At 57.1% G+C, this 17,531-nt stretch carries 17 protein-coding genes and 1 tRNA gene; 16 read left to right on the forward strand and 2 right to left on the reverse strand.

Annotated features, from left to right (window positions below):
* Nucleotides 1-457 precede the first annotated feature (457 nt).
* The 9 genes from AC1DMK_RS06030 (at nt 458) to AC1DMK_RS06070 (ending at nt 10,518) form a co-directional block, all read left to right on the forward strand.
* On the forward strand, nt 458-1,561 hold the full coding sequence (locus AC1DMK_RS06030) for a DUF937 domain-containing protein (RefSeq protein ID WP_477857720.1): 1,104 nt from the start codon (nt 458-460) through the stop codon (nt 1,559-1,561).
* A 115-nt stretch (nt 1,562-1,676) separates the two neighbouring features.
* Entirely contained in the window at nt 1,677-2,117 is a 441-nt protein-coding gene (locus AC1DMK_RS06035) for a hypothetical protein (RefSeq protein ID WP_477857721.1), read from the forward strand.
* A 444-nt stretch (nt 2,118-2,561) separates the two neighbouring features.
* The gene (locus AC1DMK_RS06040; RefSeq protein WP_477857723.1) at nt 2,562-3,995 is read left to right on the forward strand and encodes a DUF6880 family protein; all 1,434 of its coding nucleotides are present in this window, start codon (nt 2,562-2,564) and stop codon (nt 3,993-3,995) included.
* Nucleotides 3,996-4,290: 295 nt separating this feature from the next.
* Nucleotides 4,291-4,959, forward strand: a complete 669-nt coding sequence (locus AC1DMK_RS06045; protein WP_477857725.1) for a hypothetical protein — start codon at nt 4,291-4,293, stop codon at nt 4,957-4,959.
* 592 nt (nt 4,960-5,551) lie between these two features.
* On the forward strand, nt 5,552-6,046 hold the full coding sequence (locus AC1DMK_RS06050; protein WP_477857727.1) for a hypothetical protein: 495 nt from the start codon (nt 5,552-5,554) through the stop codon (nt 6,044-6,046).
* A gap of 389 nt (nt 6,047-6,435) precedes the next feature.
* Nucleotides 6,436-6,900: a helix-turn-helix domain-containing protein gene (locus AC1DMK_RS06055; protein ID WP_349436417.1), complete on the forward strand. Its 465-nt coding sequence runs from the start codon at nt 6,436-6,438 to the stop codon at nt 6,898-6,900.
* Entirely contained in the window at nt 6,897-7,490 is a 594-nt protein-coding gene (locus tag AC1DMK_RS06060; RefSeq protein WP_477857729.1) for a PIN domain-containing protein, read from the forward strand. The genes AC1DMK_RS06055 and AC1DMK_RS06060 overlap by 4 nt, the downstream gene beginning before the upstream one ends.
* A 580-nt stretch (nt 7,491-8,070) precedes the next feature.
* A protein-coding gene (locus AC1DMK_RS06065; RefSeq protein ID WP_104891200.1) for an IS3 family transposase occupies nt 8,071-9,158 on the forward strand; the annotation gives its coding sequence in 2 pieces (ribosomal slippage) (nt 8,071-8,332 and nt 8,332-9,158; 1,089 coding nt in all).
* Between the two features lie 607 nt (nt 9,159-9,765).
* Entirely contained in the window at nt 9,766-10,518 is a 753-nt protein-coding gene (locus AC1DMK_RS06070) for a hypothetical protein (RefSeq protein ID WP_477857731.1), read from the forward strand.
* Nucleotides 10,519-10,635: 117 nt separating this feature from the next.
* On the opposite strand, the gene AC1DMK_RS06075 is transcribed toward AC1DMK_RS06070, so the two are convergent.
* Nucleotides 10,636-10,725, reverse strand: a tRNA-Ser gene (locus tag AC1DMK_RS06075).
* 304 nt (nt 10,726-11,029) lie between these two features.
* On the opposite strand from AC1DMK_RS06075, the gene rplU reads away from it, so the two are divergent.
* The 4 genes from rplU to AC1DMK_RS06095 all read left to right on the forward strand — a co-directional run bounded on the left by rplU (nt 11,030) and on the right by AC1DMK_RS06095 (nt 13,000).
* Entirely contained in the window at nt 11,030-11,347 is a 318-nt protein-coding gene (gene rplU, locus AC1DMK_RS06080) for a 50S ribosomal protein L21 (protein ID WP_037067978.1), read from the forward strand.
* 34 nt (nt 11,348-11,381) lie between these two features.
* A complete protein-coding gene (rpmA, locus tag AC1DMK_RS06085) occupies nt 11,382-11,651 on the forward strand; it encodes a 50S ribosomal protein L27 (RefSeq protein ID WP_037067980.1) in 270 nt (89 codons plus the stop codon).
* Nucleotides 11,652-11,780: 129 nt separating this feature from the next.
* A complete protein-coding gene (locus tag AC1DMK_RS06090; RefSeq protein ID WP_037067982.1) occupies nt 11,781-12,416 on the forward strand; it encodes a GNAT family N-acetyltransferase in 636 nt (211 codons plus the stop codon).
* A 35-nt stretch (nt 12,417-12,451) separates the two neighbouring features.
* Nucleotides 12,452-13,000, forward strand: coding sequence for a GNAT family N-acetyltransferase (locus tag AC1DMK_RS06095; RefSeq protein WP_477857734.1), 549 nt, complete (start codon nt 12,452-12,454; stop codon nt 12,998-13,000).
* Between the two features lie 41 nt (nt 13,001-13,041).
* Here the strand turns inward: AC1DMK_RS06095 and AC1DMK_RS06100 are convergent, their stop codons facing one another.
* Entirely contained in the window at nt 13,042-13,908 is an 867-nt protein-coding gene (locus tag AC1DMK_RS06100; RefSeq protein WP_477858123.1) for an endonuclease/exonuclease/phosphatase family protein, read from the reverse strand.
* Between the two features lie 80 nt (nt 13,909-13,988).
* Here AC1DMK_RS06100 and obgE point away from each other — a divergent pair, with 80 nt between their 5' ends.
* The 3 genes from obgE to AC1DMK_RS06115 are packed head-to-tail and all read left to right on the forward strand — an operon-like array spanning nt 13,989 to nt 17,494.
* Nucleotides 13,989-15,056 carry a GTPase ObgE gene (gene obgE / locus AC1DMK_RS06105; protein ID WP_477857736.1) on the forward strand — a complete coding sequence of 356 codons (1,068 nt, stop codon included), beginning with the start codon at nt 13,989-13,991 and terminating at the stop codon, nt 15,054-15,056.
* Nucleotides 15,049-16,218, forward strand: a complete 1,170-nt coding sequence (gene proB / locus AC1DMK_RS06110) for a glutamate 5-kinase (protein WP_477857738.1) — start codon at nt 15,049-15,051, stop codon at nt 16,216-16,218. Before obgE ends, proB begins: the two co-directional genes overlap by 8 nt.
* Nucleotides 16,211-17,494 (forward strand): glutamate-5-semialdehyde dehydrogenase, encoded by a 1,284-nt coding sequence (locus AC1DMK_RS06115; protein WP_477857740.1) that lies wholly within the window; start codon nt 16,211-16,213, stop codon nt 17,492-17,494. The genes proB and AC1DMK_RS06115 overlap by 8 nt, the downstream gene beginning before the upstream one ends.
* The last annotated feature ends 37 nt before the right edge of the window (nt 17,495-17,531 follow it).

Below are 17,531 nucleotides of genomic sequence, written 5' to 3' on the forward strand. Positions count from 1 at the left end.
GTGAGGATCAATTCTTAGGCACCTTGTCGGTCAGAAATTTATGATAGGCAATAGCCGGATTCTCTACCGGGCACAGAGAAAGCGCAAGTGACGGGACAGCGAAAAGAAGCTGCCGTCTCGGTGCCGGTACTACTCTTCGTCCGATTCTCGCACGCGTCTGTTTCATTGAATCTGACCTCAGGCGGCGACGGACGGGGTTCAAACGACCGGCCGCATCAACGGAGCGAATGACCCCACAGGCTGGTCCGCGCCAACATCGTCAGTTCCCGGAGCCATCAAGAACTGGCGCAGTATATTTATAAATGCTAATACGTGTGGCTTGTGAATCCTGACAACCAGATCTCGTGGTTAGTCATCCGAGAAACGCGAATCGCATGTCGCCTAGTCGCCTGAGCCTTCGAGTGAACCGCTCGATCGGGAAAGCTGTTTTCAACGATATCATGTGGAGGAGGCACCAATGGCCAGCAATCTTGTTTCCTATATCATGCAAATACTGACACCTGACGTGGTTGGGCGTATTGCCACTGCGCTGGGGCTTGATAGCAGCAAGGTGCAGAGCGCCGTCAGCGCTGCGGTGCCGGCGGTTCTGGCAGGGCTCGGCAGCATTGCCGCGCAGCCAGGCGGGGCACAGAAAGTCGCCGACGCAGCGAAACAGCAGAGCGGATCGCTTGGCGATCTCGCCGGGATGCTCACGGCCGGCGGCCAGGGATCGCTTGCCCAGAGCGGGTCCCAGATCATTTCGTCGCTGTTCGGCGCCAAAGACGGGGGGTTGCTCGCGAATGCCATAGGGGCGTTTTCAGGCATCGATCAGAATGCAAGCGGGTCGTTGCTGGGAACACTTGCGCCGCTGGTCATGGGCGGCCTCGCGCAGCACAGTGGCGGCGACCTCAGCGCAAACGGCATCGCCGGATTGCTCGCCAGCCAGAAAGACAATATCGCCGCTGCATTGCCGTCGGGGGTGAGCGAGCTGCTTGGCGGCACTGGCCTGCTTGGGTCGCTCGGCGCTTCGGCGCGAACGACTGCGACCGCTGCTAGCCAAACCGTTCGCAGCGCCGCCTCGTCAGTCTCTTCCATCAGCGGCGCCGGGCAGCGCGCGCCAGTGACCGCGCCGCCCCCATCACGCAATTGGCTTTATTGGCTGGTTGCCGCCTTGGTACTCGCCGGCGTGCTTTTCTATCTTTTCGGCAGGCAAAGCGAACGGGTTGCCCCACAGGTCGCGACAGGTGAACAGAGCTTGACGGTCGGCGGGCTCGACGTCGGCAAGCAGATCAAGGACAGCCTTGCCAGCTTACAGACGACGGTCACCGGAATCACCGACGCGACCTCTGCCAGCGCTGCGTTGCCAAAGCTCCAGGATGTCGCGGGCCAACTCGACAAGGTCAGCGGAGTGGTCGGGCAATTGTCTGCCGGGCAGCGGGCTACACTGACCGCTTTGATCACGCCGATGATGCCGACGCTCAATGCGCTGTTTGACAAGGTCTTGGCCATCCCCGGCGTTTCGGAGATCCTAAAACCGACGATCGATACGCTGAAAACAAAACTGACAGCCCTGTCCACCTGACGTTTCGCCTGATGGCCAATTGTGCTTGTGAACCGAAATAAGCAAAGGAGTGCCAGTCATGGCTGACAGGTCGACGTTTTCAACAGACGAATGGAACCTCTTGCTGGAGAGCGCAATGATGGCCGGCATAGCCGTCACTGCAGCAGAACCGAGCGGCCTGTGGGGCATGCTCAAGGAAAGTATTGCCAACAGCAGCGCGCTCCTGCAGGCGAAGGCCGACGCTGCGGCAAACCCGCTCATCAAAGCGATCGTTGGCGACTTCGAAACGTCGGAAGGGCGAGGTGCGGCGCGCGATGGTTTGCAGGCGAAGCTCAAGGGAGCCAAACCACAGGAGATCAAAGCCAAGTGCATCGAAACGCTCCAGCAAGCCCGAGCGGTCGTCGAGACCAAGGCGCCGGGCGATTTGGCCGCCTTCAAAGCTTGGTTATATCAGATCAGCCAGAAAGTGGCCGAAGCCTCCAAAGAGGGGGGCTTCATGGGCATAGGGGGCGTTACCGTCAGTGAGGCGGAGAAGGCGACGCTTGGCGAGATATCGACGGCGCTGCAGCTTGGCTAGTGCACGGAAGGCATTCTCATTCGCTGGGGTCGGCATCGATCTCGGCGACCTGAAATCTGCGGTATCTTCCCGCGCCCCGGACGCTGATCTCGGCTATCTGCCGCGTTTCTCCTGATCAGGCATTACCATGACCACGATCTTCGTTTTCGATATTTTTGAGATGCAAAATCCGTTGTCTCCGTCGTGCCGGAGCCAAGTTGCATTCCATCCGATCTTATCTTTAAAATACTGCTTTATTCTGCCGTCCGCAGCCTTGTCACTAGCCTCCACAAAACGCCGTCTTGCACAAGTGCTAAAGGGCTTCACGATTTCTATTATCGGAAKGAAGTGTCTGAATTGATCGAAGTGAACAGAGGTATTCGGCCGTCGCGCCGTATGAATGGGTCGATTGATCGATTGCACATCGGTCGACGAGTGTAGGGGCCTAATCTGACGGCGAAGACCATGGCAGCCAAGACAACCCTCAACGCCAAAAACCTGGAAGCTCTCGGTGCAGAGCGCCTGTCTGAACTTCTAATCGAGATCAGCACCGGTAGTGCCGCCCACAAGCGGCGCCTTCGGATGGAGCTGGCTGGCAATCATAGCAGCGCCGAGGTTGGTCGCGAGGTGCGAAAGCGGCTGGCCAGCATCGCCCGTGCCCGCACCTTCATCGACTGGCGCAAGGTGAAAGCGCTCAAGGCCGATCTGGAAACCCAGCGGAAAACGATTGTCGACGTCGTGGCTGCCGATGATGCGAAAGAGGCTTTCGAGCTCATCTGGCAATTCCTCGCGATTGCCGATTCCATCTTCGAGAGATCCGACGACGGCAGCGGCTCGCTGATCCAGAGCTTCCATCAGGCGTGCATCGACGCAGGCTTCATCGCCAAATCCGCGTCTGGGAACACCGCCGTCCTTGCGAACAGGATATTTGCGGCGGTACAAGGCAACGGTTACGGCCAGTATGACAGGCTGATTACCGCCATGGTCCCAGCACTCGGCCAGCAAGGGCTGGAACAACTGAAGGCAGAGCTCGTGCAGTGGTCGAAGGAGCCACGGGAAAAGCCCATAGAGCGCGATCGCCAGGCTATCGGCTGGAGCAGCAACGGGCCAATATATGTCGATGATGTCTATGGCAATCATCGGGAGCTGACGGTGCGCATCGCCCTGCAGGAAATCGCGGACGCTCAGGGCGACGTCGATGCGTATATCGCCCTGCAGCCGGCAAAGACCAGGACGGTGCCGCCCATTGCCACAGAGATTGCCAATCGTCTTTTAGCCGCAGGCAGCGCGGCGCAAGCGCTGACAACTCTGGACGCGGCAGAGATGGCCGGGCGGGAGGCTCCTTTCGAATGGCAGCAGGCGCGTATCGATGCGCTGGAAGCGCTCGATCGTAATGAGGAAGCTCAGGCATTTCGCTGGCTGTGCTTCGAGCAGGCGCTCGATGACGAGCACCTACGTGAGTTCATCCGCCGCCTGCCCGACTTCGATGATATCGAAGCCGAGGACAAGGCTTTTGCCTATGTCCAGGCATTCTCGGACGTTCATGATGCCGTTGCTTTCTTCCTGCGCTGGCCCGCGCTTTCCGAGGCGGCAAAGCTCATCATGAGGCGACGATCCGAGCTGGACGGCAATCTTTATGAATTGATGACGCCGGCTGCCGAAGCTCTGGCGGAGAAGCATCCGCTCATGGCAACCATTGTCTTGCGGTCGATGATTGATTTCACGCTCGATATGACACGGTCAAGCCGCTACAAGCATGCGGCGCGGCATTTTGCTGAATGCGCGTCTCTTGCCCCTCGAATCGGCGACTTCTGCGACGTCGGATCCCACGATGCCTATGTCGCAGAACTAAAGCGCAGGCACGGCAAGAAGCATGGCTTCTGGAGCCTGGTGCCCTAGCTGGCGCGCGGACACGTCTTTGCCTGCCGGCGTTCGCACGCCCTCTAAGCTTCCGGATCGTCGCCATGTGATCTCCAATCGATATTGAAGATCACGCGTAGGATGCCCCCGGTGGGGAGCCAAGGGCTATTCCTAAAGGTTGCACTTCGTCACTTACTTGATGCCGGATAAGATGACAGGGCAACATTACCCCTTCCCGATCGCTTGAGAAGTCGTTAGCCATTGCAGCAAAAATTGAATCTATTTTGGCTATACGGCGATCTAAAGGATTGCCGGAATTCACAGCAGCTGGCATTTGGCCGCATACAATAATCAACCCGCAGATGTGAATATGCCATCAAATACTTCCAACGATGAATTGAAGCCACTCGCGCAAGAATACCAAATTGAGAAGGCAGAGGGGGGCCTCGAAATGGAGGAAAGCGTTGATTTGCCGGATGAGGGGTGCGCTCCGGCTACAGCTTCCCAACTGGAGTCATCGAATGAGCCGAAGCTCTTTCCTGACAAGGTTGCCGACTTCAATAAATCTGTGAATGATTGGGTGGGGTGCCTAACACGGATCGCGTTTTTACTTCTCGGCATCGGTGTGGCCGCGAAAATTCTAATAATGTTGCCGGCGTCAGCAGATCCATGGATCGTTCGATACCCTCTATCAGCAACGTTGATATGCCTAATAGTTCTTACATTTGTATTTATTGTATCCCTGAGCGCTCAGACCTTCTTCACAGCCATGAAATATCTCCCTGACGCGGTGTCTGAGAAGAACATACTTCTGCCTTTGACGTTTATTTACTACTTCTCCGTGAGTGTTATGATGCTTTTGATTTGGTGGGGCGCAATACATATGACCGTTTTTGCTTGGAGCGCGGACGCCATGGCCTGTATGAGTAGCCAGTCATCAACCGCATGTGCGACCGCCCGCGACCAATTTCGTTCCGATCTCCAAAAGTTGGATATCTGGTAGCCGAGGCGCTCCATCCTTTGGAGTTATCCTCAAGAAGCAGCGCCCTTCATCGAGACGGATCACATCCTGGCATTTCGGCGCAGCATGATGCGATGTTTCACCTACAGCTCGTCCTCGTCACCGCATGTTGGCTGCTAAAACGATTTGCCGCACCAGCGAAACTGGGCTTGCCAGCGTCGTCCGAGTTTTCGATCGTCGCAATGTGCTTCTCCAATAGTTGAAGATCACGAATAGGACGCCCCTGAAGGGGTGCCAAGGGTTATCCCGGCACGTTGCCACAGATCGGGATGGCGGGCCTTGATACCTGATCGAAATGCCTTCCGCGCTGGCGTCAATCCCGCGATCCTATTCTCCGCACGGATCGTTTACTCACCCCCTTCGCTCGCATGCCCGGATCAGCTAGAGGTTGATGAAAAATTAGGAGAACGAAGACATGCGGATTGTGCCTGAACATCCCAACAAGCTCGCGAGAATTGGTGCGTGCTTAGCAGTCATGGGCTCCCTCATCTGGGTGCAGTGACCGATTGACGTCGAGAATTTCAACCTGGCCGCTGGGATGATATTTGTTGCCTCATTCTTGACATGGGCGAGCATGGAGCTCGCCGACTTTGACGCCGAACGCAGCGCGCACGACAATGTCTTGGTTGATGACGTTAAAAAGATTAACTCGCTCCTGAAGATCATTGACCGCAAACAAGCTTACGTTCTGCGAGAAAATGCCATCCAGACATATGCTATGGATACCGACTACAATGGGCTTCGGGATCTCTTGTATTTTCGTGACGACGACATCTTCCCATTTCACAATGAGAAAATTCAGGCCGCCTATGAGCAGTTTTATAAAGACTCTAAGGAGTTCATCACCGATTTCTATAAGCTATACACATCTGATGGCCGCGATCGCATGACCTGGCGCATGAGTGGTCAGCATTGGGTGCCGCAGCCTCAATTCGATGCTGTCATGGTCCAGATTGCTAAATTAGATCAGCAAGCGTCTGGATTAAGCAAATCCTGGGAGGCGCTGATCGGCCTGGCGCGACAAGAGCTGAAAAGTGCGTCTTTGGGCATCGATCGCTATCAGCAGTGAGTTGACCTGCCATACCTGTTTGCCAGCACCCTCTGAGCTTTCTTATCGTAGCCATGCGATCTCCAATCGATATTGAAGATTGTGCGTAGAACGCCCCTGGAGCGGAGCCAAGGGTTATACCGGCCCCGAGAAGCGGTTGCTTGACAGCGTCCAACAGAGCTATTTCAGCGGTTAAGCGCTTCTGAAGATCTCCTTATGCAAGCTACCATGAATTATAATTGCTCGATCGTGTCGGAGGATTGCGTCGGATTGCGCATTGGAACCATTTCCATTTACGTTTGTTTCATTCATTGCGTTTATTGCGATTAATGAGTGACAATAATGGTCGAAGGTAGTATCACTGATTTGCACGAGGCTCACCACCTCGGCGACCACCACAGGAGATTGAAATGCTTGCACTCATGGACCAAACGCGTGAGCCGTTTGTCGCTGATGAGGCGGAAGCGGTTATCGCACGAAAGGCTGCCGATAAGCTGAAAGCTGTGGCAGAAGCTAATGAAGGCGTGAAGATCACGTTAGATGGAAAAGAGGACAAGAAGATCATTGTCCCTTTGCCAGCGCGTGCCGTGGCCCTCATTTACGAAGTATTGGAGGCTATGGCTAATCGCACGCCAATGTCTCTAATCCCACACGATGCTGAGCTTACAACACAGCAAGCGGCGGATTATTTAAATGTTTCGCGGCCGCACCTAATACGTCAACTTGAAGCAAACAAACTTCAGTATCGTAAGGTTGGAAGCCATCGTCGAGTTAGGTTTTCTGACCTGATCGAATATGAGAAGGCTTGCAAGCACGAACAGAAAAAGGCGCTTCTCGATCTAAATGAAGAAGCAAAACGGCTTGGGCTTGAATGATTTCGACCTTTACTGCGCTTATTGACGCGAACGTATTCTATGGCGCGAGGCTGAGAAGCCTCGTGCTTTTTATTGCGCAATCGAAGATATTCCGAGCCCGTTGGTCCAATGACATCCACGAAGAATGGGTCCGAAATCTTATAAAGAACAGGCCAGATTTGAAGCCGGCAGATTTGGATCGAACAAAACAGCTTATGAACGCTGCGGTCCCAGACTGTCTCGTCGAGGGACATGAGCCCCTAATAGCGGGCCTCCAGTTGCCCGACCCTGATGATCGCCATGTCCTTGCGGCGGCGATAATGACGCGCGCGAACGCTATCGTAACGTTTAACGAAAAAGATTTCCCTGCTGAAGTAATTGCACCTTTTCGACTGCACACGAAGCATCCTGACGATTTCCTCGTCGAGGCATACAGCCTCTCCCCCGAAGACTTCGCAGACGCAGTTCGGAATGACTTCATGCACTACGGAAATCCCCCACAGGTCTACGAAGATTATCTCGCGAGCCTTGCGAAAGCTGGCGTTCCAAAAATCGCTAAAATCCTGGAGCCGTTTAAGGTCCTCATGCCCTCTGAAAATAACGGTGCGTAAGCGCGTAGGTGATTATGTGCCTAGCCCATCCGGAAGCGGACCGAGCGCGTCGATCTCGGCGATCTTCTCAAATTCACCGAGATATTCCTGCCTGTAGTTTGCGAGCCAAGACTACCGGTGCTCCTGGCCTCGTCTGTTACCCAGAGTTATGATGTCGGCGTTTGGGGGGATGACATCCATGAACGAGATGACGCTGAAGGTCTGGCGCGAAAAACTTGCCGAAAGCCTCTCCAAGAGAGGAAATAGGTCCAGCATAGAACGATCATCGAATTATCGATGCTCGCCGCGACAGCTCTTTCTGCCCTGGCAACCGCATTTACCGGCGCTGTCGCAGACCGATCGGAAGACCGCGATATGAACCGTATTTTTGACGCTTACCTGAATCGTTTTAATCGAGTCAGCTCGCACGGGATCAACCACTGGCGAGACGACCCACACCAGGCGTCATCGTGGATCACCGGTCTTCTTAACGTGAAAGACGTCTGCCTCTCGGGAGGCAGAGAACAGTTGGTAATCCCCCCGGTAATTAACGGGCTTCAAAAGTAGAATTTTCTCGGGCTTTATGATCGAGGAGATTTTGATGAAGACGAGCAGATTCAGCGAACCCCAAATCCTTGCCATCCTGCGCCAGGCAGAAGGCGGCGTTCCTGTGCCGGAGTTATGCCGGGAACACGGGATGAGCACTGCTAGCTTTTACAAGTGGCGTTCGAAGTATGGCGGCATGGACGCCTCGATGATCAGCCAGATGAAGGCTCTGGAGGATGAGAACCGGCGGCTGAAGAAGATGTATGCCGAGATGAGCATGCAGGCAGAACTGCTGAAGGAAGCCTTGGGAAAAAAATAACACGGCCGTCTCAACGCCGAGAGATGGCCGGGAAAGCAGTGGCGTTGCACGGGGTGAGCATTGCGCTTGCCTGCCGCACCTTCGAGGTCAGCGAGACCTGCTATCGTTACAGCGCCAAGCTGAACGACGAGAATGAGCAGATCGCCGATCTCCTCATCGGACTGACGCGGGCAAAGAAGACCTGGGGCTTTGGCCTGTGCTTCCTTTACCTGCGGAATGTCCGAGGACATCGCTGGAACCACAAGCGCGTATACCGCATCTACCGCGAGCTGGAGTTGAACCTCAGGATCAAGCCACGCAAGCGTTTGAAGCGGGACAAGCCCGACGCTCTGACTGTGCCGGATGCGCCGAACCTGGTCTGGTCAATGGATTTCATGGCGGATCGTTTGGAGGATGGTCGGCAATTCCGACTGTTGAATGTCTTGGACGACTTCAACCGCGAGGGGCTGGGCATCGAGGTGGACTTTTCGCTGCCTGCTGAACGCGTCATCCGCAGCCTGAACCAGATCATCGAATGGCGAGGCAGACCATTCGCCATTCGTGTGGATAACGGACCTGAGTATGTCAGTGGCAAACTGATGGAGTGGGCAGCAACGCAAGGAATAGCCTTGAGCCATATCCAGCCCGGAAAGCCGCAACAGAATGCCTATGTCGAGCGCTACAACCGCACCGTCCGACATGAATGGCTTGACCAGTACATCATCGAAAGCATCGAGGAGGCGCAGGAATTCGCCACGCAGTGGCTCTGGACGTACAACAACGAACGGCCCAATATGGGCATCGGCGGCATAACGCCCGCACAAAAACTGAAAATGGCCGCGTGAATTCTACTGCCGAGCCCCGTTAAGAATGGGGGGATTACCAGTTGGTCAATTGGTTTCGGGATCATACGCGATACGAAGGATTTCAGTTCAGGGTGAACATCGTGGCTCCGGAACAATGGGCAAAAATAAAGGCGCTGCCGAGGCGCTAGGCCGTTTGTAAACCTGAATGAAAGGCGAACCGCAGACCGATGAGCATGTCGAGGCTAGACTCAAGGACCACCTCCTCGGAAATGTATGATATCGGTATCGAGCTAGGTCACGAGGAAGAGACATGGCCACATACGCAGAAATACAACAGTGGGTTAGAGACAGTTACGGCTTCACGCCCAAAACCTGTTGGATAGCGCACATCAAGGCTGAGAACGGGAAAACTGACAGGATCGCGGCGAACAGAATCGACAACGGTGCTCGCAAGCATCCCTGCCCGCTCGACAAACGTCCGGCAGTGGAAAATGCGCTTCGACATCTCTCGGTCATTTGATCAGCGGAACCGATCGACCCAGCTTCAAGTTCGCGTGCCCGTCTTCGAAACGGTTTCGCTGATCTCGTCATAATATGTAGCGCCTGCTGGACTGACACAGCCCGCGAGGCGAAGGACAGGAAGTTTATGGACGATGATATTTTGGTCGAGACGGAAATAGCCAAACCCTTTTCGCCATCGCTTGTTCAACACCTCGAAATGTTCAACAGAAAGGAGCGGTATTGGCTGCTCAGAAATGCACTCGGCGAACTGCATTCCAATCTCCCCCTATCCAGTTCGTTCCGGGAGCGTCTCGGTGCAGTTATCCAGCAGAACATCCCTGAGGATGCTTGGTGGGCGATGGACTTCCACATCGACTGGCTATTTGGAGCCCTCATTCTCGATCGAATGGGAAGCACCGATGGCGAACCACTCCAGAACCCTCAGCCAGAAGGTATGGAAAGCCCAGGCCGCCGCTTGATCAGAGGCACTCAGGAAGATTTCGATCTGATTGTTGCTTTCGACAGGACGATCATTCTGATCGAGGCGAAGGGCGTCACGAATTGGGGAAATGAGCAGCTCGCAAGCAAGTGCCGCCGGCTGCAAGAGTGGGATCAACTGTCGGAGAAGGTCGTCCCAAGCTCCAATGAGCATGTGCCTTTTGACATCTTCCTGGTGCTCACGTCGCCAAAGAGATCTCAACAACTGAAGCAACTTGACTGGCCAAATTTCGTCAGGCTGGACGGCGGCATCCCGTTCTTCCTACCCTTGGACATCTCTGCCGCACCGGAGTTCTTCTATGCACCCGAGCGCTGCGACCTCGAACGGGGGCGGCCTTCAGCCTCAGGAAATCACTGGCGGCTGAACCAAGTGCCTCGTCCTCGGCTCGACGAATCCTGAAACGGGACGTGCCGCAGTCGTGGCCCTTTGATCGCCTTGCCGATCTGGGACGATGGGGATATCGCGCATCTACGCCTGAATGAATCGGGGAGTGCTGGTAAATCAATGACAGCGTAATGGCGGAGAGGGTGGGATTTGAACCCACGATACCCTTGCAGGTATGCCGCATTTCGAGTGCGGTGCGTTCGACCACTCTGCCACCTCTCCGCAGTTTTGGTCGGCCCATTAGGGCGCGGGCTGTCTCATAGCGAGTGTTTGGCGGGCTGGCAAGACGAAATCTCAAAGCTTTTCATCCTTTTGCCTTGACAGTTTTTTTAGGCTCGCGTATCTGCGCTGCGCAATAGGTGTGGAAAAGTCCGTGCCTTGACCAGTCTCGCGCTCGCGTGGGGCATCACCGGCAGAGAGAGTTCTGGGCAAAAGCCTCTGAAAACCCTGCTTAACTTCGACTGATAAAAAGACGGCCACCTGTTTGATGCGGGTATGAGCCGGAACGAACATGAAAGGATAAAAAATGTTCGCAGTCATCAAGACCGGCGGTAAGCAGTACCGTGTGGCAGCAAACGACGTGCTGACCATCGAGAAGCTTGAAGTCACCGCTGGCGATTCGATCGAATTCACCGAAGTCCTCGTTATCGGCGAAGGCGCCGACGCTGCGATTGGTGCTCCCTTCGTCAAGGGTGCTTCCGTCAAGGCCGAAGTGGTCGAGCACAACCGCGGCAAGAAGGTCATCGCCTTCAAGAAGCGCCGTCGTCAGAACTCGAAGCGCACGCGCGGCCATCGCCAGCATCACACGGTCGTCCGTATCACGGACATCGTGGCTGCCAAGTAAGATCACGGGACTTAAGGTTTAAAGGAGAACTCCAATGGCACACAAAAAAGCTGGCGGTTCGTCGCGCAACGGTCGTGATTCCGAATCCAAGCGCCTTGGCGTGAAGAAGTTTGGCGGCGAAGCCGTCATTTCGGGCAACATTATTCTGCGTCAGCGCGGTACGCAGTGGCATCCGGGTTCCAACGTCGGCCTCGGCAAGGATCACACGATCTTTGCTCTTACCGCCGGCAATGTGAACTACCGAACGAAGGCCAACGGTCGCGTATACGTGTCTGTCATGCCGAAAGCGGAAGCAGCGGAATAAGCCGGTAGCGCTTTATAGCAGCCGGTGTCTCATCGACCCGGCTGAGCGTACAAGGTTCAGTCAAGAAAAAAGGGGAGATGGGGCACCACCCATCTCCCCTTTTTCTTTACCCTCAAGGAGGACTGAACCATGCAAGGCGAATTGTTACGGGAAGACCAATCGCGGTCTCCCAAGGAACGGCTGAGGCCGGAGCGGTTAAGGACCGATTGCCCCGTCTTATTATCGGAACGGCTCGTCATGCGCGCGCCGCACGAAGAAGACATCGACGCCCTTGCCCATCTCGCCAACAACGCCAAAGTCGCCACAATGGTATCGCGCATGCCGCACCCATATACGGCCAATGATGCCGCCGACTTCGTGCGCCGCACGAAAGATGGCGAGATTGGCAAGTGCGTCTATGCCATTACCAAAGCCGAAAACGGTGCCTTCATGGGCTGCTGCGGGGTGGAGCCGCATCTCGACGGGAGAACCGTCGAGATAGGTTATTGGCTTGGAGAACCTTTCTGGAATCAAGGCTTTATGACGGAGGCGTGCCACGCTCTCGTCGATATGGTCTTTCGCACAAGGCAGGATGTCGATCAGATCGACGCCCGTTGCCGGGTGATGAACGTCGCCTCGCGGCGGGTCATCCAGAAGTGCGGCTTCCAATTCCAGGGTTCCGGTCTGGCCGCGTCTCTGGCCCTCGGCAGCAACGTGCCGGTTGAATGGTACCGGCTCGACCGGAAGACCTGGATGTCGCTCAGAAGCTGGGGGAGCGTCCTATGAACGCGATCAGTGTCCAGCGACCCAGGAGCCAGTCGATGACACCCGGTCCACAGCCAGTGATCACGACGAACCGGCTGACGCTGCGCCCCCACAGGCTCAGCGACGCCGATGCCATTGCGCAATCGCTCTCCGATTTCGCGGTGACCCGGATGCTGGCGCGCGTTCCGGCACCTTATGATCGGCAGGACGCGCTCGACTGGCTCGTGCCTGCCACGTCAGGTGGTTTGCCGGATTGGCAGCTGGCAATCACGGCAGGCGACGACGCGCATATCGGCACGGTTGCGATCGAGCTTCGGCACGGCCGTTGGCACCTCGGATATTGGCTGAACCGCTACTACTGGCGGCGCGGCTACATGAGCGAGGCGGTGGCGGCAGCGCTCGAACGCTTCTCGCGGCGCATGCCGGAGATGCCGGTTCATTCCGGCGTCTTTGCCGACAACCCGGCCTCGTTGAGGCTGCAGGAGAAACTCGGCTTTCGCATGACCGGTTGCAGCGAAATCTACAGTTTCGCACGCAACACCATGGTCACGCATGTCGAGACGGTACTGAAGCCCGGCGCGCTGCAACTGGTCAAGACTGCCTGACCAAGCAGGAAGCGCCTCGAAATGCTTTCGGGGCGCTTCCTTCAACGCCCGATCTCAACCCAAACGGGGAAGTGGTCGGAACCTGTGGGTGTCGTGTCGACTCTCGCGGATTTCAGGCGGGGTTCGAGACCGCCGCTCACGAAGCAGTAATCGAGATGCATGCGTTTGCCGTGATCTGCAGGATCAATCCAGCTATAGCTTCCGGGAGCATAACCATTGAGCGAGGCAATCGCATCGATCGGCGTTCCTATGCGGGCCGTGCGGCCGTAGTAGCCGTCCTTGGTTCCGGCGAAGGAGCAATATTCCGGCGATTCCGGCAGCATGTTGAAGTCGCCCATGACGACGTAGTTTTCCGGCAGCGGAGGATCGCTCAAATCGAGTTCGACGGCGCCGGTCAGCGATCCACCTTCGTAGGTGAAAGCGTTGATGCGGTCGTTCAGATAGACAAGTTGGCGGATGCGCTCGTCGGCGGACATATGATCGAGGTGCACGGAATAGGCGCGCAGGGCGCCGTCAGGCGTGTCGATGACGGCTTCGGTCGCGCCACGCTGCAGGTTGAGCCTGGAAATGGTCCGGCTGCGCGGCAAAAGCAGCGTTCGCGTGGACAGTATCGGCCAGCGCGACAGCACCATATTGCCGAACTGGAAGCGGATTGGGCGCTGCCCAGGCGCGACCTCGGGCGGTTCCACATGCAGATCACAGGCCGGGCCATAGACCCAGAAGTGGTCGGGGAAAAAGGCGGCGAGATCTGCCACCATGTCGGCATATCGGTTCCTGGCGAAGCCTCTGGTGACTTCCTGGAGCGCGATGACATCGGCGCCCTGAAGGCTTTGGGCTATTCGTTCGAGATTGTAGAACCCGTCGAGACCGAAGCCGTACTGTATGTTATAGCTCGCAAACCTAACGATAATCTTTGACCTCCGGCTGAACGGCCTATATCGATCAGGCCAAGACGGGCGTCCAACTGACACCGAATGATGGAAGTAAAATGAAATTTCTCGACGAAGCAAAGGTCTATATCAAGTCCGGAGACGGAGGTGGCGGCAGCGTCTCGTTCCGACGCGAGAAGTTCATCGAATTCGGCGGGCCGGATGGCGGTGACGGCGGGCGCGGCGGTGACGTCTGGGTAGAGGCTGTCAACGGCCTCAACACGCTCATCGATTTCCGTTTCCAGCAGCACTTCAAGGCCACGATCGGCATGCACGGCATGGGCAAGAACCGCACGGGCGCCAATGGCGACCATGTGACCCTCAAGGTGCCGGTTGGAACGCAGATTTTCGAGGAAGACCAGGAAACGCTGATCTGCGACCTGATTGAGGAAGGGCAGCGCTTCTGCCTTGCTCGCGGCGGCAATGGTGGGTTCGGCAACGCCCACTTCAAGACATCGGTCAACCAGGCGCCCGATTGGGCCAATCCCGGCCTGGCGGGTGAAGAAAAGACGATCTGGCTGCACCTGAAGCTGATCGCCGACGCTGGTCTCGTTGGTCTGCCGAATGCCGGGAAATCGACCTTCCTCGCTGCGGTTACGCGCGCTCGGCCGAAGATTGCCAACTATCCCTTCACGACGCTGCATCCGAACCTTGGGGTGGCAACGATCGACGAACGGGAGTTCATTCTGGCCGATATTCCGGGCCTGATCGAGGGTGCTCACGAAGGCATTGGGATCGGCGACCGTTTCCTCGGGCATGTCGAGCGCACCCGCGTGCTGCTGCATCTCGTCTCCTCGCAGGAGGAAAATGTCGGCAAGGCCTACAAGACTGTGAAGCACGAACTGAAGGCCTATAGCGACGAGATCGGCGACAAGCCAGAGATCGTGGCATTGTCGCAGATCGACGTGCTTGACGAGGCAACGCTGAAGAAAAAGACGAAGGAACTGGCGAAGGCCTGCGGCAGCACGCCATTCCAGATTTCGGCGGCGACGGGCAAGGGTATGACGGAGGTGCTGCGTGCGCTTCGCGACATCATCGTCGATGCCAACACGGTCGAAAAGCCAGCCAAAACGCCGAAACTGCGTCATCGCGATATCGTGGTGGACGAGGGCGGGGCCAATGACTAGCCCAAAGCCGATCAGCAGATGCCGCCGTATCGTGATCAAGATCGGCTCTGCACTTCTCGTCGATCGCAAGACCGGGCTGAAGAAGGGCTGGCTGGACGCGATGTGCGCCGATATCGCCGGCCTCAAGGCCAAGGGTGTGGACGTGCTGGTGGTGTCCTCGGGTGCGATCGCGCTCGGGCGTTCGGTTCTCGACCTTCCTTCCGGAGCGCTGAAGCTTGAAGAAAGCCAGGCGGCGGCGGCTGTCGGGCAGATTGCGCTTGCCCGCGCTTGGTCCGAGAGCCTTTCGCGCGATGTTATCGTTGCGGGGCAGATTCTGCTGACGCTCGGCGATACCGAGGAGCGCCGCCGCTATCTCAACGCGCGTGCGACGATCAACCAGCTTTTGAAGATCGGCGCAGTTCCGATCATCAACGAGAACGATACGGTCGCGACGAGCGAGATCCGCTACGGCGACAACGACCGGCTGGCAGCGCGTGTTGCGACCATGACCGGTGCCGACCTGCTGATCCTGTTGTCGGATATCGACGGTCTCTATACGGCGCCCCCGCATCTCGATCCGAATGCGCAATTGCTCGACACCATTGCCGAGATTACACCCGAAATCGAAGCCATGGCCGGCGGGGCGGCGTCGGAGCTCTCGCGTGGGGGCATGCGGACCAAGATCGACGCCGGGAAGATTGCGACGAGCGCCGGATGCGCGATGATCATTGCATCGGGCAAGACCAACAGCCCGCTTTCGGCCATAGAGAACGGTGCGCGTTCCTCATGGTTTGCGCCTTCCGGTACGCCGGTCACTGCCCGCAAGACGTGGATTGCGGGTCAGCTGCAGCCGGCGGGCGAGCTTCACGTCGATGATGGCGCGGTTGTCGCCCTTGGCGCTGGCAAGAGCCTGCTGCCTGCAGGCGTGCGCAAGGTCGCGGGTCTTTTCAGCCGCGGCGACACGGTTGCGATCGTTGGTCCGAATGGGCGAGAGATCGCACGCGGGCTGGCGGGATACGATGCCGATGAAGCCCGTCGGATCACCGGCCGCAAGTCGGCAGAGATCGAAGCGATCCTCGGCTATGCCGGCCGCGCGGCCATGATCCATCGTGACGACATGGTGATGACGCAGCAGATCAATTCAAAATCTGAAAGGCAGAAGAAGGACGCAGCCCATGCTTGATACCGTTGCGCAAAGCCCTGACATTGATGCGCTGATGAACGACATCGGCGGCAAGGCAAAGGCTGCTGCGCGACCGTTGGGCTTTGCGTCCACCGAGGCGAAGAACGCCGCACTGAACGCCATGGCGAATGCAATCCTTGCCAACAAGGACCGGATTCTTTCCGAAAACGCCAAGGATCTCAATGACGTTGCCGGGACGGAAATGATCGCTTCGTTCATCGATCGACTGACGCTGAACGACGGCCGCATCGTCGAGATGGCAGAGGGAATTCGGGCGATTGCCGCTCTCAGGGATCCCGTCGGCGAAGTGATCGCGGCCTGGGATCGGCCGAATGGCCTCAAGATCGAGCGTGTCCGCACGCCGCTCGGCGTCATTGGCGTCATCTTCGAAAGCCGCCCGAACGTGACCGCGGATGCTGGCGCACTTTGCCTCAAGGCCGGCAATGCCGTCATTTTGCGTTGCGGTTCGGACTCGCGCCGTTCATCGCAAGCTATTCATGACTGCCTCGTTCAGGGGCTGAAGGCTGCCGGGCTTCCCGAGCACGCTATCCAGTTGGTGCCGGTGACGGATCGCGCCGCGGTCGGGGCGATGCTGCGCGGATTGAACGGCGCCATCGACGTGATTGTCCCGCGCGGCGGCAAGAGCCTGGTGGCTCGTGTGCAAAGCGAAGCGAGAGTGCCGGTGTTTGCCCATCTCGAAGGCCTCTGCCACATCTATGTCGATGCCTCGGCCGATCTGGATATGGCCAAGCACATCGTTGTCAACGCGAAGATGCGTCGTACCGGCATTTGCGGAGCTGTCGAAACTATCCTTGTCGACAGGGGGGCTGCGGATACCTGCCTCGTCCCACTGCTGGAAGCGCTTTCTGGCGCCGGTTGCGAAATTCGCGGATCATCCGCCGTCGTAGGCGCGGTGCCCGGGACGAAGGCTGCCACGGAAGAAGATTGGTCCACCGAGTATCTTGATGCCATCGTGTCCGTTGCCGTCGTTGATGGGATTTCGGGCGCGATCGCGCATATCCAGAAATATTCGTCGAACCACACGGAGGCGGTGATTGCGGAAGATCCTGATGTCGTCCAGCGCTTTTTCACCGAAGTCGATTCTGCAATCCTGCTGCACAACGCATCGACGCAATTTGCCGATGGCGGCGAGTTCGGAATGGGTGCGGAAATCGGTATAGCGACCGGTAAAATGCATGCGCGGGGGCCGGTTGGCGTCGAGCAACTGACTTCCTTCAAATACCGCGTGCACGGCACCGGACAAACCCGGGCCTGACGTGACCGCAGACGACATCGACCGACGCTTTCTTCGC

The sequence above is a fragment of the Rhizobium sp. 05L419 genome (assembly GCF_056397845.1).

What these genes read in the sequence shown, in the direction of transcription:
- rpmA (WP_037067980.1), top strand. Translation starts at nt 11,382, where the DNA reads ATGGCACACAAAAAAGCTGGCGGTTCGTCGCGCAACGGTCGTGATTCC.
- AC1DMK_RS06050 (WP_477857727.1), top strand. Translation starts at nt 5,552, where the DNA reads ATGGAGCTCGCCGACTTTGACGCCGAACGCAGCGCGCACGACAATGTC.
- proB (WP_477857738.1), top strand. Translation starts at nt 15,049, where the DNA reads ATGACTAGCCCAAAGCCGATCAGCAGATGCCGCCGTATCGTGATCAAG.
- AC1DMK_RS06040 (WP_477857723.1), top strand. Translation starts at nt 2,562, where the DNA reads ATGGCAGCCAAGACAACCCTCAACGCCAAAAACCTGGAAGCTCTCGGT.
- AC1DMK_RS06070 (WP_477857731.1), top strand. Translation starts at nt 9,766, where the DNA reads ATGGACGATGATATTTTGGTCGAGACGGAAATAGCCAAACCCTTTTCG.
- AC1DMK_RS06095 (WP_477857734.1), top strand. Translation starts at nt 12,452, where the DNA reads ATGACACCCGGTCCACAGCCAGTGATCACGACGAACCGGCTGACGCTG.
- obgE (WP_477857736.1), top strand. Translation starts at nt 13,989, where the DNA reads ATGAAATTTCTCGACGAAGCAAAGGTCTATATCAAGTCCGGAGACGGA.
- AC1DMK_RS06060 (WP_477857729.1), top strand. Translation starts at nt 6,897, where the DNA reads ATGATTTCGACCTTTACTGCGCTTATTGACGCGAACGTATTCTATGGC.
- rplU (WP_037067978.1), top strand. Translation starts at nt 11,030, where the DNA reads ATGTTCGCAGTCATCAAGACCGGCGGTAAGCAGTACCGTGTGGCAGCA.
- AC1DMK_RS06090 (WP_037067982.1), top strand. Translation starts at nt 11,781, where the DNA reads ATGCAAGGCGAATTGTTACGGGAAGACCAATCGCGGTCTCCCAAGGAA.
- AC1DMK_RS06035 (WP_477857721.1), top strand. Translation starts at nt 1,677, where the DNA reads ATGATGGCCGGCATAGCCGTCACTGCAGCAGAACCGAGCGGCCTGTGG.
- AC1DMK_RS06115 (WP_477857740.1), top strand. Translation starts at nt 16,211, where the DNA reads ATGCTTGATACCGTTGCGCAAAGCCCTGACATTGATGCGCTGATGAAC.
- AC1DMK_RS06030 (WP_477857720.1), top strand. Translation starts at nt 458, where the DNA reads ATGGCCAGCAATCTTGTTTCCTATATCATGCAAATACTGACACCTGAC.
- AC1DMK_RS06055 (WP_349436417.1), top strand. Translation starts at nt 6,436, where the DNA reads ATGCTTGCACTCATGGACCAAACGCGTGAGCCGTTTGTCGCTGATGAG.